Below are 24,920 nucleotides of genomic sequence, written 5' to 3'. Positions count from 1 at the left end.
TATGGGCGTTCTAGTATTCGTAGCTATTCATCTAGAATTCGTTGAACAGCTGGTTTTTATTCAGGTTCCAACATGTATTTTCTTCAATTTAATGCAAAAGAAAAACCTGCAAAATGACAGACATCTTACAGGTTTTCTTCTCCTTTCGGAGAACCAACTAACCAAAACTAACTACTTATTTTTTCAATGTTAATGTGATTTCTTTTTTAACGGATTTTAAACTTATTTTTTCAAAATCCAACAGCATACTTTCATCAACTGTCCAGCTGCCATTCTCAAATTTTTCTACACGTATAACCTTGCCTTGAGCATTGAATTTTATACGCAGACTTTCATACTTTTTTAAGTATTCCGAAACTAATTTGGCATACATCACTTTAAATTCCATCGTTAACTGTCGTTTTACATTCTTTGCGATCTCGTCTTTAAAAATTATATTGAACGTACGTTTGAATTTGCTGGTTTCTTTGACCTCAGCTTCTGCTCCTACGGCAGAATTGTTTACGTTATCTGGCATTGGCAACGGCTGTTTTACTTTCGTCAACGTACCGTCTTTATTAACTATGGCTTCATCAACCGCTACAAAAGAGGTGTAATTCGTTAACAAGTTATATTTGAGTCCTAGTGCCACCACCTCAGCTTTCACATCTTCATTAAATAGCTTCTTGTAATCATCCAATTCCCCTATTCGCTTTCTAGCCCACAAATAACCCAAGGCTTTGTTCTGCTTGCTTAATTGCCCGTCAGTTACATTATACACTTGTCTAAAGCGTTTTTTACCTTGGTAACCGGTGACGATTATTTTCCCTTCTGCCTTACCCTTATATTTGCCGTGAACCACAACCGGTCTTGCTGCAAATACATCTGGTATGCTCTTTTGGGCAAGTTCGTACATATCAAACCCTTTGGATTCAATCTTTACTCGTGTCAATAATGGAGTTGCTATATAATTTGCAAAGTCTTTAGCCACTTCTGCAGCTTCTTCTGACGTTGTGGCTATGAACGATTCGCTGTTAGAAACCTTTGCCATACCTTCAACTAAATACCTATTGACACTAGAACCGATACCAAAAGTGAATACACTGGCCTGGTCTAGATTGTTACGTATAAGTTCAAAGGCTTCTTTTTCAACGCTAACATAACCATCGGTAATGACCACCATAGACCTTGCTATGCCCATATCTTTTCTAGGCAGTTTATATGCTGTATGCAGCGCACTTAACAATTGTGTGCCTCCACCGCCTTGACCTTCCGATAAAAACCGAATTGCCGCCTCTATATTCTGCTCGTTTATTTCTACAGGCACTGCGCTAAACATAGTTGAACTTGATGCAAATAGCTGAACATTGAACGTATCCGTCATTCGTAATCCACATAAAAGATTACGCATTAAGGTTCGCGATACTTCTAAAGGATACCCGTTCATAGAACCCGATACATCAACGATAAACAAATATTCACGTGATGGAATATCATCTAAAACCACATTCTTGTTAGGTTCCATTTGAAAAGAAAAGAAGCTTTCTTCTTCGCCTTCGTACAACAATAATCCGGTTTGTATTTGATTGCCCCTTAAATTGTATTTTAAGATAAAATCTCTGTTCGACGGATTTTTATTTTCTTCGGATAGTACAATCTCGGCTGTTTTCGCATCAGGATATTCCACTATAATTTCGTGTGATGCACTATTGACATGTTGAATGATCATACCTGCGTTTAGCCTAACCGAAATATCGAAATCAAAACTATCTGCAATACCTTTTGCCGTATATGGCATTGTAAAACTACCTTCTGCTTCAGTACTTTCCCCAGTAAATCGTGGACCCACTACGGCAGGTGCTACAAACTGATATTCGCCATTTACAGGCACCAACATTTCGGTATAGTAAATGTCGATCGTAATTTTATCGCCAGGCATAATATTACCCACATTCATTTGAAATACATTGGGTCTATGCTGCTCTAACTTTGCAGCTCGCTTACCTTCTTCAATGGCGGCATCGTATACTTTTTTAGCTTCTTGCTTTTCAAAAATTTTGGCAACTACAAGTCGGTCATCAACTATCATATGCATTTTATGAACCGCCGCCTGTGTAGATAGTGGAAACACATACTTGGCTTCTATAGGCTCCGTTCCTTTGTTTTGATATACTTGTGTAACCCTAACATGGGCAATGGTACCCGCTATATATGCTTCTGTTATGGAAGATTTTAAAGGTATAATGGCGTTCTTGGTAGAGACCAATAAATACGGACTGTCAGTATCTTGGGAAAAACCTGTAAAGCAGATTGCGCATAGTAAAAAGGTGTAAAGTAGTTTCATGATCGTTGTATTAGATTATTATTTGATGTCAAATCTAACAGTGAACAATCGCTAAAAAGGGTGGCTTTTAGTATTCGTTGGGTATTATCTAGAATTCGTAAAATTAGGCTTAACGAACTTTAAATTTTGGTTTTTCTATTTTCTCAATATGTACTTTACATTTTTCCGATAAACAAATATTCAGAATAGCTTTGTTTTAATTAATAATAAAAAAAGGATGCTACTTGACTATAATAGGTAACATCCTTTTTTCAAAACGAATTTGGTTTACTTATAAAAATCAAGTTCAGCTATTGCTGCTGAAGAATTACTTCCTGCAATTTCTACTACTTTAAACTTTACATACCTGGTAGAGTACGAATTTTTAAATTCGAAAAATCTTGGCGTTGGATTATTGATTAAATTACCAAATTCAAAAGTTTCTTTTTCTTGCCATTTTATACCGTCTTTACTAATATACATAATCCCTTTCTCGATCATACCTGTCGAAATAGTAGTAGGCGGTGTATACTTAAAAGCGGTAATTTCAGTTTCTTCGCCTAAATCCAATGCTACAAAATGGTTATTTACACCACTCTCATTAGACTGCCAGTACGTTTCTATATCCTCATCAAATAACTTTTCTGCGTTATGGTCATTTTTAGAACTACCGGTATTAAGAACCTTCCAATTATCTTTAAGCATACCAAAACTCAATTCAGTAACACTTCCTAATTCTCCGTTCATAATTGCTGCCGCCTTAACCGTACCATTTGCAAATGCAAAGGGTTTACTAAACACAGTAGAAGATTCGTTTGGCGCTTCACCATTGGTCGTATATACAATTTTCATTCCTTTGGTTAAATTACCACTTGCATTTTCACCGTGGGGTTTCCATTTAAAATCCGACATTTTTGGAGCGATATCAACCATACCCAATTCCGAGCGATGCATATCTAAAATTGGTGGTCTACTTTTATAATAGTGAGCAGTCACTTTTTGTAGCACAGGAATTGCCCTAAAATCTAATATTCGTAACCGCAATTTATTCGTTGTTACTTCCGGAAATCTCAAAATTCTTTTATAGCCTATGTTGGTGCTAACGACCAATTCTTTCCACATACCATCTACCCATGCATCTAAGGCATGATAAGATACTCGTTCACCATGTCTTTTAATATCTTCTTGAATAGCAAATCTATTGATCTTCACCCCTTTTGGAAGTGTAAATTCTAGCATTAATTTATCATTATCAAGCGCCAAAAAAGTGTCTTCATCTTCATCTAATAATTCTACCGGACCATCGGCATTTTCCAATAAATCAATACCATAAGTTTCTTTAATTCGAATACCCGTTTCTTTTAAAACATTTACATCTTCATCTGAAAATCTCCCCTCTCTATTTGGTGGAATGTTCAATAAAAAAATTGAATTACCACCAACTGATCTCTCATATATATCAAAGACATCATCTGTATTTCGTACTTTTTGTTCATCATCATTCCTATAGAACCAACCCTCTCTAATAGAAGTATTTGTTTCTGCAGGTTGGTAATGTAAGTACTTACCTTCCATTAGCTTATCAACACTAGCAACATCTTCTCCGGTGATATCTGCAAATAGATTCATTGTTCTTGGGTCTTCGGTATATGGTATTACATTCCACTCCGTGTCTCTGGTTGCACCGGCTTCATTGCCGCACCAACGTGTTCCTTCTTTACCGAATATTACTGCATTTGGTGCCAATGCCGTGATAAGCTTTTTCCAGTCCCTATACTTATATTGTTGACCGCCTTTACGTTTTGGGTGAGCACCATCAAACCAAACCTCATCAATTGGACCGTATTCAGTAAGCAATTCAAAGAGTTGATTTAAAAAATATTCATTGTAGTCATCAACTTCAAACTCAAAAGTTGTCTTATTCTCAAACGGTCTTCCTTGTACTGGTCTAGGAATAGTTCGTGTCGTATATTCGCTTAAATTACCATATAATCCATCTTTATGTTCTATTTGATATAGATCTGCAGGCGATAAGTAAACCCCTAGTTTAATACCATATTTTTTGCATGATACTGAAAGTTCTTTAAGAACATCACCTTTCCCTTCTTTAAAAGGTGAAGACATAACCCCATGCTCAGTATATCTACTTTGCCACAATACAAAACCATCGTGATGTTTTGCGGTAATGATTACCTTTTTCATCCCCGCATCTTTCATTGCACTACACCATTGATCCGTATCTAAGTTCTCTAGATTGAAGACAGATGGGTTTTCCATACCATTGCCCCACTCCAGTTTTGTAAATGTATTTGGTCCAAAATGAACAAATGCTATAAACTCATCTTTTAATGCGTTCAATTGATTTTTTGAAGGTATAACGTGAGCTGCTTTTAAAATAACGGAATCTTTTGAATCATCACCATCTATCTCAATGGTATTCGCTGTAGCAAGGTTTAGAACTGGTTTGGGATTCTCTATGCAAGAAGCCACTACTAACAGTAGTGAAACAATTTTAAATAATGTTTTAGTTAATGTTGACTTAGTCATTGATAAAATTTTGATTGTTGTTTGGTCATTAAAATTTACGTGATGAATTTCAAATCTAGCTTAATATTCATAGCGAAACTGATGCTTAATTTGCGTTATTCAATACTATTTTTGCAATACACTTTAAATTAATGATCAACTGACCAATATCATGTGCCACTAAATCAATGATGTATACTTTTATTGTATCAACAAACAACAATTGGTCATGAGAAGAAATATGAATCAAGAAGAATGTAAGGCGTTATTAGGACAAAACTACATTGGCAGGCTTTCATACTTATCAGGAGGATGCCCATTCATTGTGCCCATAACATTTTACTACGATCCTGACACGCATTCCATTACCAGCTACTCTAGCGAGGGACACAAAATTCAAGAAATGCGAAAGAATACCAAGGTTTGCTTGGGAGTTGATGAAATAGCTTCCATAGCAAATTGGAAGTCCGTTTTAGTTCAGGGTACCTTTGAGGAGCTCTCTAGAATTGATGCCAAACATATGCTACATGAATTTTCTGATGGCGTTAAAAAAGTAATAGCAACCATTTACGGTGAGCAACCAAAATATATAAGTGAGTTTTCTGCAAAAATTGATGCCGAAGAAGCCCCGATCGTATTTCGTGTCAATATTAACGAACTGACCGGAAAGTTAAGAAGTAGGTGCTAATTTTAACACGAACGCCAATAACGGTTATACCTCTATTTTAGGTCCGTAAGCCAGATCACCGGCATCACCAATACCAGGTATGATATAACCACGGGCATTCAATTCCGGATCTACTGCCGCAATCCATAAATGCGTCTGTGCCGGGAAAACACTTTGTACAAACTCAATACCCTGCTGGGAGCCAATAACAGAAACAATATGAATTTGTTTGGGTGTGCCATGGTCCTTTAAACCCTTTAACACATTTTCCAAAGTTCTACCGGTAGCTAACATAGGGTCTGTTAACACCAATACCTTACCTTCTAGAGACGGTGCTGCGAAATAGTCGACCACGACTTCAAACTCATCTTCGCCGTTTTCATGTTTACGGTAGGCAGATATAAACGCATTTTCAGCCGCATCAAAATAATTTAAAAGCCCTTGATGCAATGGTAAACCTGCTCTTAAAATAGAACATATAACGACTTGATCTTGACTTAAATGCATAGATTTATTACCAAGCGGAGTTTCTATATCTTTAGAACTGTAAAGCAACTCTTTACTGAACTCATAACCTAGCACCTCTCCTATGCGCTCTATATTTCTACGAAATCGCATGGGATCTTTTTGAATCTGTACATCACGTATTTCCGAAATAAACTGATTGAGAACTGAATTTTGGTCTCCTAAATTATGAATGGTCATATTTACTGGTTTTACGATCAAAAATACCCATTTTGATGAAAAACGGCATATCATTATCAATACAAAACATAGTACTACTGATATTTATCATAGGTATTCTTCTTTGTTGATTTTACATTTAAAATATCAATTAGATGAATTATGAAAAATATTCTCATACCCACTGACTTCTCTAACAATGCCGATCACGCCATCTCGTATGCATTGAATGTGTTTAAATGCGAACGCGCAAATTTTTACTTTTTACATGCGTATGCCGATGAAGTTTACGGACCTTATCATAAGGTAGATGCAGAAACATTTGAGAAACAGAAGAAGATTATTGTTGATGATTCTGAGGATAAACTGAACAAACTTGTTACCGAAACCCAAACTAAAACGCATAACCCTTTACATAAATATGAAGCAGTACCCGCTTTTGAATCTTTGGTAGATGCCTTGAACAACTTTGCCGATTTAAAAAATATTGATCTTATCATAATGGGTACCAAAGGTAAAACCGCCAGCTCTAAAATAACTTATGGAAGCAATACCGTACAAGTTTTTAAATATGTAAAATGCCCTGTTTTGGCAGTCCCAGACCAATATGATTATAGCCAACCTAAAAAAATACTTTTCCCCAGTAATTACATGATACCGTACAAACGAAGAGAATTGAAGCTACTGGATATTTTAGCGGGAGAATTTAAGGCTGAAGTTCATAGTTTATATATTTCTGATTTTGTTGATTTAAGCCACAGGCAGTTGGACAATAAAAAATTCTTGGAAGAATCATTACCTCACGCCAGGTTATCATTTGTGACCAAAGGTGTAGAAAATAGAGCCAAAGCCATCTCAACTTATATTACCGATCATAAAATGGACCTTTTGGTCATGGTAAATTCAAGACACTCCTTTCTGGAAGATATGCTGTATAAATCTACTATTGATGAAATTGGTCTTTCACCAACCATTCCGTTTTTGGTCATGCAAAACCTTTCTCGATAACTAATCTTCTATAGCCATGAAAAATTTATTGATTACTACGGATTTCTCTGATAATGCATGGAACGCCATTTTTACCGCGTTGAAAATATATGCAGAAGTCGAATGCCACTTCTATTTACTTCATGCTTACGAGCCTACCCCTTTAAATCTTATGGGTGCTAAAAGTCAGCAACGACTTGGAGCAATATATGATTCACTTTCAAAATACTCGGCTCAAGAATTAGAAGAAGTACTATCCTATTTAAACACAAACCATAAAAATCCAAAACATCAATTTACGACCTTGTCAAAACCGGGAAACTTAGAAACCTCGGTTGAGAACGTTATCCATAAAAATGATATAGATTTTTTAATAATGGGTACACAAGGTGCTACCGGTGCCAAAGAGGTTTTCTTGGGAAGCAACACCGTAAAAGTCTTAAAGCATATCAAGAACATTCCTATACTTACGGTACCTACCGGACATAATTTTCAAAACTTGACCCAAGTAATCTTTGCTACGGATTATAGTTCAGCTTATAAGAAAAGTGTATTAGAGCCTATTCTAGAACTTTCTAAAATATGGAAAGCTTCTATTGAAATTGTACATGTTGCTTTGGAGTTTAATTTAAACGACAATCAAGAATTACATAAAGATGTACTTAGAGAAAGACTCACCGGTCAAAAATATAAATTCAGTAACATACCGTTCGTCATAAACATATCTACAAGTATTGATGAATATGTAGGTAACAATAATGCCGCAATTCTTAGCTTAATTAGACATCAACATACATTTTGGGAGAAAGTTATAGGAGAACCGGTTGTCAACAAAATTGCGTTTCATTCTAAAATTCCGGTTTTGTTTTTGCCCCAATACTAATTAGTTAAAATTAAACGGTCACCATGAAAAACATATTAATCCCTACCGATTTCTCCGATAATGCCTGGAACGCTATTTTATACGGAATTACATTCTTCAAAAAAACGCAATGTACCTTTCATCTTGTGCACATCAACGCTATAAATACCAATTCTAGCGGAGAAGCTGCATTATATGTTTCACCAGATATTTTAGAAGAAACCATACTTGCAGAGCCTAAAGAAAAATTACAGCATCTATTAAAGAGAATTGAAAAACTTCCATTAAATGCAAAACATAATTTTAAAGTTCAGGCTATATATGGTTTTCTCATTAATGAACTAAAGACTTTGGTGATCAATAACAAAATCGATTTAATAATTATGGGCACAAAAGGTGCCACGGGACTTAAATCAGTATCCATAGGTAGTAACACCGGTAATGTAATTACCAAAGTTCCCTGTAATGTAATGGCTGTACCTGAAAATGCATGTTATGAAAATATTCAGGAAATTGGTTTTCCCTCAGATTTAAATATCGCTTACGATATCAAAGTCTTGGAAACGATAAAAGATATAATTCTTCTAAAAAGATCTGCCTTACGCTTACTTTATATTTCTGGCGCAAATGAAGCGTTGAGCCAAAATCAAACTAAAGTCAAAAATTTCATATTAGATTATTTTAAGGATAATGTTTGTACCTATCATAATATCACAGGAAAAAGCATAGACGAATCAGTACAATGTTTTACCGAGAGCAGAAATCTTGATATGGTAATCATGGTGGCAAAAAATCTTAATTTTCTAGAACGAATTCTATTTAGGCCAACAGTTGAAAAAATTAGCTACCATACCAAAGTACCATTTCTGGTTATACATGAGTAACAAAGAAGGTTTTATAGCAAAAGTACTTTAACGATATTCATTTATTGCCAATCTAATATCCTCAATGGGCATAACACCTGTATGCCTCCACATGGGTAAACCGTTCTTGAACAATACCAAGGTAGGTACACCCTTAATTTTATATTTTTTTACAATTGCCTTTTCTAGCTCTACGTCTATTTCAAGACTATTGATCGCTGTTGCCCCTTCTTCTACTATTTTCTCCACTGTTGGCCTCATAAGTTTACAGGGTACACACCAAGATGCAAAAAAGTACACCAATGTGGGATTTTCCGAGGCTATGGTCTTTTTAAAAAGTTTTCTCATTACATACTACTTTTATACTATATAATAACCAATTAAATACTTTTCAATACTGACGAATATCATACTATAATCTACCTAATGAAGGTAACTTTATTCTATTAAATTATAGTATTATGACACGTATTTTACTACCTACAGATTTTTCTGAAAACGCATTGACCGCTATACGGTATGCCCTAACACTATACAAAGATCTTAAATGCACATTTTTTCTATTGAACAGTTACATGCCGCCGGTATATCATACAGAATATTTAATGGGGAGTCCGGCGCAAATTGGTCTTGGAGATATTGTGCAACAGAACTCGCAAGATAATCTTGAAGCACTAAAAAATACATTAGAAAAGGAATTTAATAATCCCCTTCACACTTTTATCACCCATTCTGCTCTGAATGTACTTTCTAGCGAAATCACTAGAACCGTAGAGGCAGAACAAATAGATATCATTGTCATGGGTACGCAAGGTGCTTCTGGGGCAAAGGAAATATTATTGGGCACCAACACCGTACATGTCATTAAAAATGCAAAATGTCCAGTTTTGGTCATTCCTTCAGGCTTTGAATATGAAGCTCCAGAACAGATACTGTTTCCCAATGATTTTGAGGTATGGCTAGACAAGAAAAGTTTGGAACAACTTTTGAAAATTACCCATTCTCATATCTCTCTGGTAAATGTAATGCATGTTTACACCGGCGATGAATTAAATCCGATACAAGAAAAAAATAAAGAACAACTTGCCAAAGTGTTATCCGAAAGTGGCTTTTTTCATGAAGTACCCAGTAATGAAGTTATAGCTGCCATCAATGAATTTCAGATCAAACAAAAAATAAATTTATTGGTAATGATACAGAACAAACACACCTTTTTTGAGCGTTTGTTCATTGAGCCTGTCATTAAGAAAATAGGCTTTCATGTAACCGTTCCATTCTTGGTAATTCCACAATAAAAGCTATGAAAATTAAAAATATACTTGTTGCAACGGATTTCTCCAATGAAGCGTATAATGCCCTTTTTTATGCAACACAGATTTTTGCCGAAAACCAATGTACTTTCTACCTGGTCAATGCATATGATGACATTGTGGTCAGTGCCAAAAATGCATTATTTACAGGTGAGAAAGTTTTAAAAAAGCTTGAAGCCAACTCAAATGAAAATCTGACTAAAACCGTTCATAAAATTGTTTTGGACACAGCTAACGACAAGCATTTATTCAAAACCATTTCAAGCAAAGGAAGTCTGTCTACTTTAATTTCAAAAACATTGGTGGATTACAAAATTGACCTTATCGTTTTAGGCAATAAAGGAAAAACAGGAGCCAAGGAACTGTTTAAGGGCAGTAATACCATACAGATCGCGAATACCATTACACAGTGCCCAATCTTGGCAATACCCAAAGAAATTTCATTTAAACCTATAAAAGAAATTGCCTTTGTGACCGATTATAAAAAAGGATGTACCAAAAGTACGCTATCTATGTTATTGAACATTGCAGCCATTACAGACGCCTCGGTAGCGGTTCTTCATATCAATGAAGAAGAAATAATGTCTTCAAAGCAAATTTCCAATCAGAAATTACTGGATAAATGTTTGCTTCACATACCACATAGTTATGATGAAATCTGGAACTACGCAGACAAAGCCAATGTTATTCAAGATTTTATAGTTGAAAGAGAAATAAATATGCTGGCAATGTCTTATCACCGTAGAAGGTTTTTTCAACGTTTTTTACATGAACCTGTAATAATGGATTTAAGTATCTATGCTACAGTTCCGTTTTTAATACTACCTGTACAGGACTGATATATGTCATAGTGAATCAAATGGTTAGCGCATATATTTATTGAACCATCTAAATCATTCCATAATGAACAAGCGTATTTTAATACCTACGGATTTTTCTAAAAATGCCCTTAATGCCATTTGGTACACCATTGATCTGTATGCAAAACTTAATTGTGACTTTTATTTTCTAAACGTGTTCAGTTTTGAAAAATATACGACCAATAGTCTAAATATACCTGAAGAAGGAAGTGCAGAATACCTACTAGCAAAACAGGAATCAGAAAAGAAATTTGATAAACTGATCAACACCCTTGGCTTACATGAAGAGAACTTTAAACACAATTATTTTACAGAATCTACAGCGAACTTTCTGTCAGAAGCCATTAAGCAAAACATAAAAGAGAAAGATATTGATTTGGTCGCAATGGGAACCAAAGGGGCTACAGGCTCTAAAGGTGTCCTATTTGGCAGTAATACCGTTATGGCCATGGAGAAAATTAGAGAATGTCCAGTACTAGCCATACCAGAACATGTATCGTTCATGTCGCCTAAAGAGATAGTTTTTCCAACAGATTTTAAAGATGTCTATAAAAGACCAGAGTTTAAATACCTTATAGAATTGGCTAATATGCACAATGCCGAAATTGCCGTATTGCATTTAGAAAACAATAAAGAACTTACAGAAACCCAATTAAGCAATAAACAATTATTATCATCTATTTTAAGTGAGACTAAACATCAATTTCATACCTTAAAAGAGAAGAATTTGGGCAAGGGTATACAGCTTTTTGTTGAAAGTAGAGAAAGTGATATGGTGTCTTTCATTAACCGAAAACATTTCTTTTTTGGTAGTGTCTTTTCTAAACCATTGATTAAAGAAATTGGTTACGACAGCGATGTACCCATTTTAGCATTACATTAATACGTTTCTTTGGTATTTACATTTACCAAAAAATGAAAATCATATAAGCATTTTAGACATTTTTAGTTGGTTAATGTCTAAAACCAAACCGTCAAAGAATTCTTTTCATTGGCGGTTTTTTATTCAAAAATATTTGTTGTAAGATTTAGAAATGCCAACGATGGAACTGCCATATTCCAAAACTAGAAGAAAGTATTAACCTATTTCTATAAAACAGTCTTATAAGCTGCTGTACTATAAAATAGAACTGACAATGGTCATTTTTACAACCTTGGATATAAAGTACCTTCGACAGAAATAAAACATACTGTGTCATGAAAAAGTTTATGGTTTTGTTCTCTTTAATGTTGATGGGCTGCTCATCTATCAGTTTAGTTGAAAATTGGAAAAATCCGGATATTGTACTTTTCAACGCCAATAAAGTACTTATAGTTGGCATGGCACAAGATAAAAATAACAGGGAAAGCTTTGAAACCAAACTACAGCATGAATTTTCTGAAAGAGGGGTTGAAGCATGGCGAAGTATTGATATTTTCGACTTATCACTTACAGATTCTCGTAAAACCGAAACCGAATTGGACAATGTTGAACAGAGCTTACTAGATAAGGATTTTGATGCTATTCTTTTGACCAAAATCACAGGCTCTGAAAATCGTGAAAGCTTTGTAAAATCTATTTCCAGATGGGATGACCACCAGTCTAGGTTCAATGACGATTACTTAGAACACCAAGGTATTTATTACGATGACAACTACTATGAAAAATTTACTGTTTACCATGCAGAGACTACCTTATATTGTATCTGCGAAGGAAAGGAAAGAGCCATGATTTGGCGTGGCATTATTGAAATAACAGAACCCGATAATATTGAAAAGGCAATAAAAGACTATGTAAAAATGGTTATTATAGCTATGGAAGACCAGGATTTGGTCTTTACTTCCCAAATAGAATAAATACTAATATATTAGAACAACGGACTAAGTACCCTGCCTATCCCTTCCTGTAATTTCTTGGTCCACTTTCTTTTTAAGTATTCTTCGTAAATCAATTCATTACTGATACTACAATCTTGTAAAAAATCCTCTTTCAAAAGTTCGGCCATATGTTTGTGGTACATAATAGCATTGACCTCATAATTCTGTTCAAAACTACGGTCATCTAAATTTGCCGTTCCAATAGATGAAACCGCATCATCACTTACCATTATTTTACTATGTAAAAAACCATCTGGAAATAGATAGATTTTTATACCAGCTTTCAAGAAAAGTTCAAAATAAGAATGTACAGACCAACTTACTACTTTATTGTCTGCATTCTCAGATACCAGTAACCTAACATCTACCCCACTTAAAGCCGCAGTCTGTAAAGCTCTTATCAATGCCTGACCTGGTATTATATAAGGGTTGGTAATATACACATATTCTTTTGCCATGTTAACAATGGTAAAATAGGTTTGCTCCAATGCCGGAAAATCATCATCCGGTCCGCCTGCAACTATTTGTACCATTTCATTTTGCACTACTAATTCTTTTGTCTTTTCCGGTATTTGAATGGGTTGCAATAGTTTAGTACTAACCAAATACCAATCTGTCATAAATACTTGGTCCAATTGCGTTGCAGCAGCACCAATAAGTTTTAAATGCATATCATGCCACTTACCCAAACCAACCTGCCCTTTAAGGTATTTATCAGATATATTTATTCCTCCTGTAAATGCAATTTCACCATCGATTACTATAATTTTTCTGTGGTTTCTAAAGTTTAGGGAATAAAAATATCTACCGAACTTAAAAGGTAGAAAAGAATAAACTTCTACCCCTATTTTAATTAATTCCTTTAGATATTTCTTACTCAATGAGAAACTACCAATGCCATCATATATTAACCTTATTACAACACCTTCAGCTATTTTTTTCTCGAACAATTCTAACAACCTAGATGCTAGATCACCTTCTTCAAATATGTAATATTGAATATGAATTCGTTTGGTGGCGCATTCCAAAGCATGAAAAATAGTCTCAAAGGTTGTTTTACCGTCTTTTAAAATAGTTAGGTCATTGCCCGTAGTAGGCGGAAAATGTGAATTCCTATAATTTAGCGCCATCAATTTTTTATACCTACCATTGAATTCATTCACATGCTGATGACTAGGTTTAGGTTGTTTGTTAAAAAGGTCTTTTTCCAGTTCAATTAGTTTATCTCTTCTTCTGTTTCTGCCCAACAAGAGGTAAAGGAAAATTCCACCAATGGGTATAGCAAATATTGCAAGCAGCCACGCCAAACTTTTTGTTGGTTTTGCCCCGTAAAGTAAAATTGACAGCACAATAGTAAATGCCACAACTACGTAAATACCTATAAATATTGAAGTCCACATCGTTTATGCCATTTTACTAACCATCAAAGTCCAGACTGCTATTAATGCGCAAAATAAGATTCAATTTTCAAAGAAAATATGATAAATATTAGTCTAACAATTTCTCGCTTTTCTTTTTTGTCCATTGCTATATAATTGAATATGATCAATATAACTTGTATGAACCCTCAAAAGTTATTGTGGATTATACACAAGGAGATAATAAAATACGATACCTCATTCTGATAAAACTCCTAAAATTTCACATATGAAGCTATAGGGAAATTGGAATGTACAGCAGGAAAGCCAAATAACAAAGTCTCTTTTAAAATTAGACGACAATTAAATGTATCCTGAGAGATTAACATATTATCTATTTTTGTAGCCCAATAACCTTAACGCATTGATAACTACAATTAGCGTAGAGCCCTCATGAATAGCTACGGCAATGCCAATACTAGCCCAACTTATTATAGTTGCAGGGATTAACAGTGCTACCACCCCCAAACTAACCCACAAATTTTGCTTAATAACCGACTTTGCTTTTCTACTCAAACCTATTGCAAAAGGAAGTGTTTCTAACTTATCTGCCATTAAGGCAATATCTGCCGTTTCTAAAGCTACATCACTACCTGCTGCACCCATGGCAATACCAACAGTACTGTTAGCCATGGCTGGAGCATCATTAACGCCGTCACCGATCATTGCGAGTTTATTTTCCTGCTGTGCAAGTTTTTTGATGGCCTCTACTTTTTCTTCCGGAAGTAGACTTCCAAGCGCTTCTGTTAACCCAATTTCCCTAGCTACGGCATCTGCCACTTTCTGATTATCACCGGTTAGCATTATCATTTTTTTAATACCAATTTCCTTTAACTGAGCAAGGGTTTCCTTGGCTTTTTCTCGAGGCGTGTCCATTAGCCCAAGCATACCTATAAATTCATCATCTCTTTTTATTAGCATAGTGGTCTTTCCTTCCCCCTCAAGTCTTCTTACCTTTTCCGAAACTTCGCTTGGAACACCATTATGAATATCTTCAAAAAGTTCTAAATTGCCTATGTAAATAGTATTTCCTTGATAGTTAGCTTTTATACCCTTTCCTTGAACGGCTTCCAAATCATCTGCATCCGGTATCTTAATGTCTTTACCAAGCTTTTTCGATCCATCCCTTACAACAGCCTTCGCCAAAGGATGATCACTCAATTCCTCTACGGCAACAGCTATTTCTAACAACTCTTTATGTCCAATATTTCCAAAACTTTCAATATCGGTAAGTTTTGGTTTTCCTTCCGTTAGGGTTCCAGTTTTATCAAAGGCTAAAGCGGTAAGTTCTCCTAAATCTTCCAATGGCCTGCCACCCTTTATCAAAACTCCGCCACGCGCGGCTCTGGCTACTCCACTTAATACAGCAGAAGGGGTAGAAATTGCAAGAGCACAAGGGCTTGCCGCTACTAATACTGCTAATGAACGGTAAAGACTTTCACTCCAAGTTTCGTCAATAAGCAAAAAAGCAAAGTTGAGCGCTATTACCAGTATGATTACTGCCGGCACATAATACCTCTCAAATTTATCAGTCAATAATTGTGTGGGCGATTTTTGATTCTGAGCCTCTTGAACCATTGTAACCAAACGATTTAATGTAGAGTCTTTAGCTTCTTTAATTACTTTTAATTCAAGCGTATTATTACCATTAATAGTTCCTGAAAACACACGGTTTTCATCAGGTATATCACTTTTTGAGGTGTACTCCTTCTCTGGATATTCAATGGGTAACTTATCTACTGGAACACTTTCTCCTGTAATTGGTGACTGGTCTACACTACTATTTCCTTTTACAATAACACCATCGGCAGATATTTTGCTATTGGGCCGTACCACGATAATATCACCAACCTTTAGCTCCTCAATACCCACTTCAACAGTGTCGCCATCTTTCTTTAACAATGCTGTTTTAGGCGCCAGGTTAGTCAATGCCGCAATGGATTTTTTTGCCCTTCCCATAGCATAGTTTTCCAAAGCGTGACCCAGACTAAAAAGGAACAGCAACAGGGCACCTTCTGCCCATTCACCTAAATAGGCAGCTCCTGCGGCTGCGACAAGCATAAGGAAATCAATTTCAAATTCGCCCTTGGCAATTTTAGTAATGGCCTCTTTTAAGGTAAAATATCCTCCAAAAATGTAAGATAAAATATAGAGTACGAATGGAACACTCTCCGAAAGCTCAGAAAACTTTTCTATTAGAAATCCAGTTATTAAAGTTACTCCACTTAAAATGGCAAAATAAAGTTCAGTGTTCTTTCCTAAAATTCCGTCATGTTCGTGATCATGATTATCAGGATTCTCGTGATTATGTTCCCCTGTTGTTTCCGTAGTTATTTTTTTCATGCATCCTTATTTTTCATTTTGTCTGAAATAGCTTGTTTATATCCTTGGGAATATTCATTCGTTTTAATGGTGGAACATTGGCACCTCCTGTATTGCCAAGCGGCACATGATCAATAAATGATTTCCAACCACCAACAAATAATCTAATTATTTGACCAAATACTTCCTTACTGTTCCTTTGCTTTAATCCAAACTTTAGCATTAACCAATGTGAATAGGTATGTTCTATTGGATAAGATTGACCTATTATATGACTTCTTTCTAAATGATGCCATGCATTTGCATAATCTTTATTACCTAGAAATTCTTTATATAAACTAATTTCTTTATCATAAGCTATTTTTAAATGCCTTGTTATCTTATAATTAAATTTCATAATATTATTAATTAAAATATGTTCAGAAATTACATTACTGTCCACTACATTTATCGCAAATTCCTTTTACAACTAAATTTACATTCTCCGCATTAAAACCACTTGGTAAATTAATGTGTGGTATTTTATGTTCAGTTAGACAAATTGTATTATTACAAACATTACAGTGAAAATGTAAGTGTAAATCTTTTTCAACATCACAGTTACAGCCTACTACACAAATTGCATATTTAGTAATACCAGTACCATCATCAATTTGATGAACAATTCCATTTTCTTCGAATTTTTTTAGAGTTCTATATAAAGTTGTCCGGTCTGCCTTAACAAAAGCAGACTCCATATCACTCAACGTTACAGCAACATCCTTATTTACAAGGAACTTATAAATTAATATGCGCATTGCCGTTACCCGTATATCTTTTGACTCTAATAGTTTTATAATTGTTTTCATATTAAAAAATTAGTGTCCATGCCCACCTTCTTCTTCTCCATTTTTTGCCTTTGCCAAAAGAGTAAAAGCATCATTTAATACAATGTTCATTTTGGAAATGTCTTTGGTTGTATCCCCAATTGTGATGGCTACAAAACCGTCTTCTTCATTGCCTTTGTTAATTTCAATCATCTCAAAATCATTCATTAATTGTTCACCTTCTTTTCGATTACTTAAAGATTTAAAAATATAATGATTGCCGTTGTACCTGACAATGGCTTCTTCCGGAACAGTATTTTGCTCTAAAGCTTCCACTTCAATATTTGCATTGATAAACATGCCAGGTAATAAGTTCTCATTCACTTCTTGTAAATGACCATGGATTGTAATTGATCTATCATCACGTACATTATTACCTATTAGAAACACTTTGGCTTCCATCCATTCATTAGGTGTATTTGCCAATCTAAACCGAATACGTTGTCCAATTCTAATAAGCGGTATATCATCTTCATAAACTTTGAGTTCTACATGCAAATCAGATGCGTCAGTAACATCCATCAAAACATCTTGTGGATTGAAATATTTTCCGGTATTGATATACACATCTCGAACAATACCATTAATTGGAGAATATACATTGATAACTGAAGAAATCTTACCTTCTTTTACGCTCGATGGGCTTATCCCTATTAACCGTAACTTACTTTCTAAAGCTTGAACATTGGCCTTATTAGTCATGTAATTGCTCTTAGCTCTTTGAAAAATTTTGTTGGATGTCACCTCGGCATCGTTCAATGTTTGTTGGCGTTCAAAATCCGCTTTGAAATATTCATCATTTGCTAATGCTTCTAAATAATTTCTTTGAAAATCAATGAATGCAGGGTTTTCCACGGTCGCAATTACTTGTCCTTTTTTTACTCTACTTCCTGGAAGCATTTCAGTATATTTTAAAAACCCACCATAAGGGACAGTTACAGAAATATTCCCTTGTGGTGGTACGTCTATCATACCGTTAACTGAAATTTCGTGACCTATTTTTCGTTTTTCAACTTTACCAACTATAACTTCAGTTTGTGCTAATTGTGCTTCTGTGAGCTCAACGATATTCTCATTTTTAACTTTATTGGTTTTTTCAACAACCCCTTTTTTTTCTTTACACCCAATTGTGAATATCAGCGAACTACACAGAATTATCTTATATATTATATTTTTCATGTTTTTTAATTATTAACTATCAGTTTTTCAATGTTTATCAATGTTTGATTATAGTGATTGATATAATCTAGATACTTGCTTTGTATAGCTAAAGCTCTGTTTATTCCTTGTATGTATTCTATATATTCAATGGCTCCTTCTTGGAATCCTCGCTGTGAGCTTTTCAATAACAACTCAGCTTGAGGTAATGCATTAAGTTGATAATAACTTAAATTACCTTGATCTTTCTTTAATGTTTCCAAGGCTGCTTCTAACTGTGATTTAGTATAATTTGTAACCGCTTCCAATTGTATTTCGCTTTCCATTTTTTGGATTTTAGCAGCTTCAATCTTTGAGGTGTGCGATTTAAAAAATATAGGAAAACTTAACCCCAGTTGCACCCCCGTAAAACGGTCTGCTGCATCAAACACCATTGGCATACCATTTTCCGTATCTCCATTTCCAATAAAGGATTGATTAAAATAACCTAAGGTAATATCAGGTAGCATTCTTGCCGATTGTACTGTACGTTCTCTTTCTGCAACTTCCACTTTTGATTCATAAAATGCGACCAAAGGATTATTTGATACAGATAAACTATCATTTAATGCTTCTGAAAACAAGGATGAAACAATCTCTAATTTTCCAACATTAATATCGATAAGACTGTCCGATTGCATCAAATTCTGCAACCGTAATTGGTAGTTTTTGATTTCAGAGACGTTATTTTTTAAACCAATTTTTATATCTGCTACTTCTGCATTGGCAGTTGCTTGTTCTAAGGCATTACTTTCACCTGTTTTAAAACGCAGATTTGCTGCATACTGGAATTTTTCATAAATACTATCTTGTTGCTGTAATAAGCTATGCTTATTTTTTAGGTACCACAATTGATAATAGACGGATTTTATTTGAGCTATCAATTCGTTTTTCACGACCTCTTCATTAAGCTCAATCGATGTTATTTTGGCTTTTGATAATTTTTTCTGATTCCCATACAACGTTGGAAATGCAAAGGTTTGACTTATATTAAAACGCGTATCATTGTCTGCTATACTATTGGTTTGACCATATTCAACACCAAACTCCGTTTTTGGAATATCATAACTCGCTCCTTTCAAGGCTTGCTCTTTCTGTGTTTGCAATTTGGATATTCTAATATTTGGGTTGTTCTTTAATGTCATTTCAATTACTGCATTAAGATTGTCAAACGTTTTCACATTTTGGGTTGTTTGCGCATTTATAGAAACCACACTTGCAAAAAAGATAAAAAGCAGTGAAATCATCGTTTTATCAGTTTTCAGTTTGATTGTTTTTTCTGAATAATAATAGAGAATGGGCAATACGATAAGTGTTAAAAAAGTGGCCGTAATTAAACCCCCAATTACTACTGTTGCCAAGGGACGTTGCACTTCAGCTCCAGAAGTCTGGGAAATTGCCATGGGCAAAAACCCTAAAGATGCTACAGCAGCTGTCATTATCACAGGGCGTAAGCGTGTTTTTGCACCTTGATAAATACGTTCAAAAATATCTGAAACGCCTTCCTTTTTAAGACGATTAAATTCCGCTATTAAAACAATTCCGTTTAATACGGCCACCCCAAACAAGGCAATAAACCCTACTCCTGCCGAAATACTAAATGGTAAACCACGCAGCCAAAGTGCAAAAACACCTCCAATAGCAGATAATGGAATAGCAGTGAAAATAAGAACACCTTGCTTAATAGAACCAAAAGTGAAATACAACAAAATGAAAATAAGCAATAACGCCATTGGTACAGCAATGGACAAGCGTTGTCTTGCTTCAACCAAATTTTCAAATTGTCCACCATAGCTCACACTATAACCAGGTGCAAAATTAATCTGGCTCTCGATTTTTTTACTGATTTCATCTACAACACTTTCAACATCGCGATTTCGAACATTAAATGCTGTGATGATTCTTCTGCGAGTATCATCACGTTGTATTTGGTAGGGACCATCTATAATGGAAACTTTCGCAACTTGCTGCAACGGTATCTGTTGTCCCTTAGTGCCATTGATGTATAAATTTTGGACATTGGAAAGAGAAGTTCTTTGGTCGCCTTCCAAACGTACAACCAAATCAAATTGCTTTTCCCCTTCATAAACCAACCCAGATGATGCACCAGCAAACGCTGCTTGAATGGTATTATTCACAGATTTTATATCCAAACCATATTTTGCCAGTTGCCCTCGGTCATAATCAATTACTATTTGTGGTATGCCTGTAACTTCTTCAATGTAAACATCTACTGCGCCATCTACTGTACCAGCTATTTTACCAATTTGGTTGGCATAATAGGATAATTGGTCTAAATCTTCTCCATAAATTTTAACAGCTACATCTTGACGTACACCCGTCATCAACTCATTAAAACGCATTTGTATGGGTTGCTGAAAACCGAAAGTAACGCCTGGAATCACCTCTAAAGCTTCAGCCATTTTATTGGCCAACGCTTCTCTGTTTGAAGCTGATGTCCATTCCGATTTGTCTTTGAGAATAATCATTAAATCTGCAGCTTCAACAGGCATGGGGTCTGTTGGAATTTCACCCGAACCAATTTTAGAAACAACCTGTAAAACTTCAGGAAAATTATCCAATAATATTTTTTCTGCCTTTGTGGTTGCCTTTATCGTATTGTTTAATGAACTTCCGGTCATGACTCTGGTTTCAACCGCAAAATCGCCTTCTTCGAGGGTTGGTATAAACTCACCACCCAAACTCCTGAATACCATAAAAGCAATAACAAAAAGTGTAATAGTAATTCCAAGAACAATAATTCGAATTTGCATCGCCCCCTTTAGGATAGGTTGGTAAATACGGTATAAGAAACCCATTATCCTATCAGAAATATTTTTTTTGTGTACTGTGTTTTTACTTAACACCAATGCAGATACCATAGGAATGTAGGTCAAGGATAATATAAAAGCACCCAAAATGGCAAAACCCACGGTTTGCGCCATGGGACCGAACATTTTTCCTTCGGTGCCAACCAATGCTAAAATTGGCAAGTACACAATAAGAATAATAATTTCTCCAAAAGCTGCCGAATTTCTAATTTTACTAGCAGATTGGTAGACCTCTTCATCCATTTCTTTCTGTGTAAGCTTTCTCGAAATTTTTAGAGCCCCTAAATGGAATAAAGTGGCTTCTACAATAATAACAGCGCCATCTACAATCAACCCAAAATCTATGGCTCCAAGGCTCATTAGGTTTGCCGAAACACCAAAAAGGTGCATCATACTAAAGGCAAATAATAAAGCCAATGGTATAACGGATGCCGTTATCAATCCCGCACGCCAATTCCCCAATAATAACAACAAAATGAAAATTACAATGAGTGCACCTTCAACAAGGTTTGTGGTCACCGTTCCAATAGCACTATTCACCAATTTCGTTCTGTCTAAAAAAGGCTCAATAACAACACCATCTGGTAAAGTTTTACTTATAATTTCAATTTTATCTTTAACATCAGTTATGACTTGTGCAGAATTTGCTCCTTTCAACATCATCACAATGGCACTTACCACTTCACCTTCACCATTACGAGTTGTTGCACCATACCGAATGGCAGAGCCTATTTGCACTTTCGCAACATCATTAACCAGAATAGGGATTCCATTTTCTGTTTGTTTGATAAGAATATTTTCAATATCGTTAACAGAACCAACCAACCCTTCACTTCTAATAAATAACGCTTTATCATTTTTTTCGATGTAGGCACCTCCGGTATTTTGATTGTTATTTTCCAAGGCATAAAAAATTTCGGAAATAGAAACCTGCATTGCATTCAAACGTTCTGGACGAATGGCTATTTCATATTGTTTTAAATAGCCACCAAAACTACTTACATCAGCAACACCTTTGGTTCCTAAAAGTTGTCTTTTAATAACCCAGTCTTGGATGGTACGCAATTGAATGGCATCGTATTTATCTTCATAACCCGGTTTTGTAGTGACAACATATTGGTATATTTCACCCAGACCAGTTGTTAAAGGTGCAATACCCGGTTTGCCTATGCCTTCGGGTATTTGAGATTGTGCTTCTGCAAGACGTTCACTTACCTGTTGCCGAGCCCAGTACACATCAACATCTTCTTCAAAAACAATAGTGACAACCGACAAACCGAACCGAGAAAACGAACGAATTTCATCAATCTGTGGGATGGTTGCCATGGTAATTTCAATGGGGAAGGTTATTAAGCGTTCCACCTCTTGTGCGGCAAGGGTTGGCGAATTGGTAATAACTTGGACTTGATTATTGGTAATATCTGGCACAGCATCTACAGGAAGTTGATTTAAGGAATATATTCCTGTAATTATTAATGCCAATGTGAGTAGCCCTATAACCAATTTATGGGTTATAGAGTACCTAATAATTTTATTAAGCATATAAAAGTATTGTTAAATTTAAAATAAGGAAGTGGCTATATACTAGTTTATTATACAGCTGTAAATATTATTATCTGCATTTGCAGATTTTTATTAAATTCTGGGAGGTTGGAAAAGGGATTCCAGAAATCTTGAATTGAAATTTACTTTATATAAGCTAAATTGTTTTACTTCTTCAAACTTTAACCTATTTGTTGTAACTATATTTTCATTTGCAACAAATAGAACTAACGGATGACAACATTGATGATGTGAGTGCACTGGTATATCATCATTATCTTTATCATTATGATGCGTTTCGTTTTTCACATCATTATCCAAATAATCTTCCACTACATACTCAATAAATGAGTCACCATATATCTTATGCTCTTGAAAATGATTTATAATGCTTGAAATTTCTTTGATAGGTCCACAAAAGTCCATATCTAAGCTAATTCCTTGAAAAAGGAATAAAAAGGACATAGATATAGAAAAAAGTGTTTTCATAATTTTTACAAAACTACAAATTGATTAATGCAACTGTTGTGCAAACATAAGAATCATCCGCAGACATTTTCCTTTTTCTGAATTGACGGGCATTTAACCTTTCCATAAGGACAATAAGCACAACAATACCCTTCCTTAGGCTTTAGCAATACTTAATAATTTTCACACTTATAGAAAAACTGGCATGTTGTTGTGGGCATTTTCCCTATTACTTTCTATTTGTGTCACTTCGTAGCATCAACAATAGCATCTGCAATTTCCGGATAGACCCATTCTAATGTGTTTCTATTGAAGATACCAAATTCACTGGCATTACCATTATCCCACCAAATGGGACAAATACCGCGTTCTGCGCATAGGTTTGCATAATATTCGGCATGAGCCAAACGGTCACTCTCATTATTAGAAAAAGTAGATCCCCATTCACCCATAACTACTGCCCTACCTTCTCTTTCAAACTTAGCTTGAATTATATTAAATTCTTCGGTTAACTGCGTCTTATCTTCATCTGTACCCCATGTTGGATCAGTTCCTGCAAGACTGAATAAATAAGGAGAATAGCTATGAATAGATACAATAATATTTTCATCATCATTGGGTATTACATAATCTTCTAGAACATTTTCACCGGTTCCAGCTGCATAGGTAGAAACCATAATTTTTCGAACAGCGTTATTACCTCCAGTTGCTCTAATTGCATCTACACTTACCTGATGATATTGGTTGACAACATCTCGCCCTTCTGCGGTACCACCTTCCCATTCTTCGGGAGATCCTTCATGACGGGGCTCATTCAATGTTTCAAAAATTACATAATCTCCATAAGGTTTGAATTTATTAGCTATCTGTGTCCATATTTTTATCAACCTATCTTTTACAGAAGGGGCATTCTCATAGGTAGGCACAATCCACTCATCATCATGATGAATATTTATGATGACGTACATATTATTACCTAGAGCAAAATTTGCAATTTCTTCTACGCTATTTAACCAATCTGGCTCTATCAAATAATCTGGTGCTGCACCGATATGAAATCTCCAAGTAACCGGTAATCGTAATGTTTTAAATCCTTTTGCAGCGATCTCATCTATCATAGCCTGTGTGGTCAAAGGATTTCCCCACGCTGTTACGTCTACATCCTCAGTATCTAAAGTATTGCCTAAATTCCAACCAGAACCCATGTCCAACACAAATTCTTTTGGCGACATTTCTCGCATAATTCCGTTGATGGATTCTTCTTGTACTATATTTTCTTCGGGTGTTTCAACGGTATCTGTAGTTTCAGCTGAGCTTTCTTTGACTTGACTTTCTGAAGAAGAGCATCCAATTAAAAA

20 protein-coding genes are annotated in these 24,920 nt (G+C 35.2%); 8 read left to right on the top strand and 12 right to left on the bottom strand.

All coding sequences use genetic code 11. The features are described from left to right. Positions 1–175: 175 nt before the first annotated feature. Together I600_RS15835 and I600_RS15830 are read right to left on the bottom strand one after the other, a co-directional pair. Complete coding sequence (locus I600_RS15835) at positions 176–2,323, bottom strand: VIT and vWA domain-containing protein (RefSeq protein WP_058105541.1); 2,148 nt, start codon at positions 2,321–2,323, stop codon at positions 176–178. Between the two features lie 267 nt (positions 2,324–2,590). Next, on the bottom strand, positions 2,591–4,849 hold the full coding sequence (locus I600_RS15830; RefSeq protein WP_082643005.1) for an alpha-L-fucosidase: 2,259 nt from the start codon (positions 4,847–4,849) through the stop codon (positions 2,591–2,593). Positions 4,850–5,057: 208 nt separating this feature from the next. On the opposite strand from I600_RS15830, the gene I600_RS15825 reads away from it, so the two are divergent. Continuing rightward, positions 5,058–5,516, top strand: coding sequence for a pyridoxamine 5'-phosphate oxidase family protein (locus I600_RS15825; protein ID WP_058105540.1), 459 nt, complete (start codon positions 5,058–5,060; stop codon positions 5,514–5,516). A gap of 24 nt (positions 5,517–5,540) precedes the next feature. Here I600_RS15825 and upp read toward each other — a convergent pair whose 3' ends face one another. Continuing rightward, positions 5,541–6,200, bottom strand: a complete 660-nt coding sequence (gene upp / locus I600_RS15820) for a uracil phosphoribosyltransferase (RefSeq protein ID WP_058105539.1) — start codon at positions 6,198–6,200, stop codon at positions 5,541–5,543. 141 nt (positions 6,201–6,341) lie between these two features. Here upp and I600_RS15815 point away from each other — a divergent pair, with 141 nt between their 5' ends. Genes I600_RS15815 through I600_RS15805 form a run of 3 tightly spaced genes read left to right on the top strand, consistent with a single transcriptional unit; the run spans position 6,342 to position 8,912 of the window. Then, positions 6,342–7,187, top strand: a complete 846-nt coding sequence (locus I600_RS15815) for a universal stress protein (protein ID WP_058105538.1) — start codon at positions 6,342–6,344, stop codon at positions 7,185–7,187. Between the two features lie 16 nt (positions 7,188–7,203). Further along, complete coding sequence (locus I600_RS15810; protein ID WP_058105537.1) at positions 7,204–8,049, top strand: universal stress protein; 846 nt, start codon at positions 7,204–7,206, stop codon at positions 8,047–8,049. Between the two features lie 23 nt (positions 8,050–8,072). Continuing rightward, entirely contained in the window at positions 8,073–8,912 is an 840-nt protein-coding gene (locus I600_RS15805) for a universal stress protein (protein WP_058105536.1), read from the top strand. Between the two features lie 27 nt (positions 8,913–8,939). On the opposite strand, the gene I600_RS15800 is transcribed toward I600_RS15805, so the two are convergent. After that, positions 8,940–9,239 carry a thioredoxin family protein gene (locus tag I600_RS15800; protein ID WP_082643004.1) on the bottom strand — a complete coding sequence of 100 codons (300 nt, stop codon included), beginning with the start codon at positions 9,237–9,239 and terminating at the stop codon, positions 8,940–8,942. A 113-nt stretch (positions 9,240–9,352) separates the two neighbouring features. On the opposite strand from I600_RS15800, the gene I600_RS15795 reads away from it, so the two are divergent. The 4 genes from I600_RS15795 to I600_RS15780 all read left to right on the top strand — a co-directional run bounded on the left by I600_RS15795 (position 9,353) and on the right by I600_RS15780 (position 12,897). After that, a complete protein-coding gene (locus tag I600_RS15795) occupies positions 9,353–10,186 on the top strand; it encodes a universal stress protein (RefSeq protein WP_058105534.1) in 834 nt (277 codons plus the stop codon). Between the two features lie 5 nt (positions 10,187–10,191). Beyond that, the gene (locus I600_RS15790; RefSeq protein WP_058105533.1) at positions 10,192–11,040 is read left to right on the top strand and encodes a universal stress protein; all 849 of its coding nucleotides are present in this window, start codon (positions 10,192–10,194) and stop codon (positions 11,038–11,040) included. A gap of 64 nt (positions 11,041–11,104) precedes the next feature. Then, positions 11,105–11,944: a universal stress protein gene (locus I600_RS15785; RefSeq protein WP_058105532.1), complete on the top strand. Its 840-nt coding sequence runs from the start codon at positions 11,105–11,107 to the stop codon at positions 11,942–11,944. A 314-nt stretch (positions 11,945–12,258) separates the two neighbouring features. Continuing rightward, the gene (locus tag I600_RS15780; RefSeq protein WP_058105531.1) at positions 12,259–12,897 is read left to right on the top strand and encodes a hypothetical protein; all 639 of its coding nucleotides are present in this window, start codon (positions 12,259–12,261) and stop codon (positions 12,895–12,897) included. 11 nt (positions 12,898–12,908) lie between these two features. Here I600_RS15780 and cls read toward each other — a convergent pair whose 3' ends face one another. The 8 genes from cls to I600_RS15740 all read right to left on the bottom strand — a co-directional run. Further along, the gene (gene cls, locus I600_RS15775; RefSeq protein ID WP_058105530.1) at positions 12,909–14,318 is read right to left on the bottom strand and encodes a cardiolipin synthase; all 1,410 of its coding nucleotides are present in this window, start codon (positions 14,316–14,318) and stop codon (positions 12,909–12,911) included. A 348-nt stretch (positions 14,319–14,666) separates the two neighbouring features. After that, positions 14,667–16,679 carry a heavy metal translocating P-type ATPase gene (locus I600_RS15770; RefSeq protein WP_058105529.1) on the bottom strand — a complete coding sequence of 671 codons (2,013 nt, stop codon included), beginning with the start codon at positions 16,677–16,679 and terminating at the stop codon, positions 14,667–14,669. 13 nt (positions 16,680–16,692) lie between these two features. Further along, entirely contained in the window at positions 16,693–17,055 is a 363-nt protein-coding gene (locus tag I600_RS15765) for a DUF3703 domain-containing protein (protein ID WP_058105653.1), read from the bottom strand. Between the two features lie 34 nt (positions 17,056–17,089). After that, on the bottom strand, positions 17,090–17,506 hold the full coding sequence (locus tag I600_RS15760; RefSeq protein WP_058105528.1) for a Fur family transcriptional regulator: 417 nt from the start codon (positions 17,504–17,506) through the stop codon (positions 17,090–17,092). Positions 17,507–17,515: 9 nt separating this feature from the next. Beyond that, positions 17,516–18,703 (bottom strand): efflux RND transporter periplasmic adaptor subunit, encoded by a 1,188-nt coding sequence (locus I600_RS15755; protein ID WP_058105527.1) that lies wholly within the window; start codon positions 18,701–18,703, stop codon positions 17,516–17,518. A gap of 5 nt (positions 18,704–18,708) precedes the next feature. After that, positions 18,709–23,094 carry a CusA/CzcA family heavy metal efflux RND transporter gene (locus I600_RS15750; protein ID WP_058105526.1) on the bottom strand — a complete coding sequence of 1,462 codons (4,386 nt, stop codon included), beginning with the start codon at positions 23,092–23,094 and terminating at the stop codon, positions 18,709–18,711. A 93-nt stretch (positions 23,095–23,187) separates the two neighbouring features. Then, positions 23,188–23,583: a hypothetical protein gene (locus I600_RS15745; protein ID WP_236973430.1), complete on the bottom strand. Its 396-nt coding sequence runs from the start codon at positions 23,581–23,583 to the stop codon at positions 23,188–23,190. A gap of 224 nt (positions 23,584–23,807) precedes the next feature. Then, positions 23,808–24,920, bottom strand: a 1,113-nt coding sequence (locus tag I600_RS15740; RefSeq protein WP_058105525.1) for a glycoside hydrolase family 5 protein, incomplete at its 5' end; no start/stop codon positions are given.

The organism is Maribacter dokdonensis DSW-8, assembly GCF_001447995.1.
Taxonomy (GTDB): domain Bacteria; phylum Bacteroidota; class Bacteroidia; order Flavobacteriales; family Flavobacteriaceae; genus Maribacter; species Maribacter dokdonensis.
Note: the sequence above shows the minus strand (reverse complement) of the source record. Positions and strands in the feature narration are given on the sequence as shown.

Bases quoted from the DNA above. Each gene is read 5' to 3' on its own strand.
- I600_RS15760 (WP_058105528.1), bottom strand. From the start codon at position 17,506: ATGAAAACAATTATAAAACTATTAGAGTCAAAAGATATACGGGTAACG.
- cls (WP_058105530.1), bottom strand. From the start codon at position 14,318: ATGTGGACTTCAATATTTATAGGTATTTACGTAGTTGTGGCATTTACT.
- I600_RS15765 (WP_058105653.1), bottom strand. From the start codon at position 17,055: ATGAAATTTAATTATAAGATAACAAGGCATTTAAAAATAGCTTATGAT.
- I600_RS15750 (WP_058105526.1), bottom strand. From the start codon at position 23,094: ATGCTTAATAAAATTATTAGGTACTCTATAACCCATAAATTGGTTATA.
- I600_RS15810 (WP_058105537.1), top strand. From the start codon at position 7,204: ATGAAAAATTTATTGATTACTACGGATTTCTCTGATAATGCATGGAAC.
- I600_RS15805 (WP_058105536.1), top strand. From the start codon at position 8,073: ATGAAAAACATATTAATCCCTACCGATTTCTCCGATAATGCCTGGAAC.
- upp (WP_058105539.1), bottom strand. From the start codon at position 6,200: ATGACCATTCATAATTTAGGAGACCAAAATTCAGTTCTCAATCAGTTT.
- I600_RS15770 (WP_058105529.1), bottom strand. From the start codon at position 16,679: ATGAAAAAAATAACTACGGAAACAACAGGGGAACATAATCACGAGAAT.
- I600_RS15795 (WP_058105534.1), top strand. From the start codon at position 9,353: ATGACACGTATTTTACTACCTACAGATTTTTCTGAAAACGCATTGACC.
- I600_RS15790 (WP_058105533.1), top strand. From the start codon at position 10,192: ATGAAAATTAAAAATATACTTGTTGCAACGGATTTCTCCAATGAAGCG.
- I600_RS15785 (WP_058105532.1), top strand. From the start codon at position 11,105: ATGAACAAGCGTATTTTAATACCTACGGATTTTTCTAAAAATGCCCTT.
- I600_RS15815 (WP_058105538.1), top strand. From the start codon at position 6,342: ATGAAAAATATTCTCATACCCACTGACTTCTCTAACAATGCCGATCAC.
- I600_RS15800 (WP_082643004.1), bottom strand. From the start codon at position 9,239: ATGAGAAAACTTTTTAAAAAGACCATAGCCTCGGAAAATCCCACATTG.
- I600_RS15830 (WP_082643005.1), bottom strand. From the start codon at position 4,849: ATGACTAAGTCAACATTAACTAAAACATTATTTAAAATTGTTTCACTA.
- I600_RS15835 (WP_058105541.1), bottom strand. From the start codon at position 2,323: ATGAAACTACTTTACACCTTTTTACTATGCGCAATCTGCTTTACAGGT.
- I600_RS15755 (WP_058105527.1), bottom strand. From the start codon at position 18,703: ATGAAAAATATAATATATAAGATAATTCTGTGTAGTTCGCTGATATTC.
- I600_RS15745 (WP_236973430.1), bottom strand. From the start codon at position 23,583: ATGAAAACACTTTTTTCTATATCTATGTCCTTTTTATTCCTTTTTCAA.
- I600_RS15825 (WP_058105540.1), top strand. From the start codon at position 5,058: ATGAGAAGAAATATGAATCAAGAAGAATGTAAGGCGTTATTAGGACAA.
- I600_RS15780 (WP_058105531.1), top strand. From the start codon at position 12,259: ATGAAAAAGTTTATGGTTTTGTTCTCTTTAATGTTGATGGGCTGCTCA.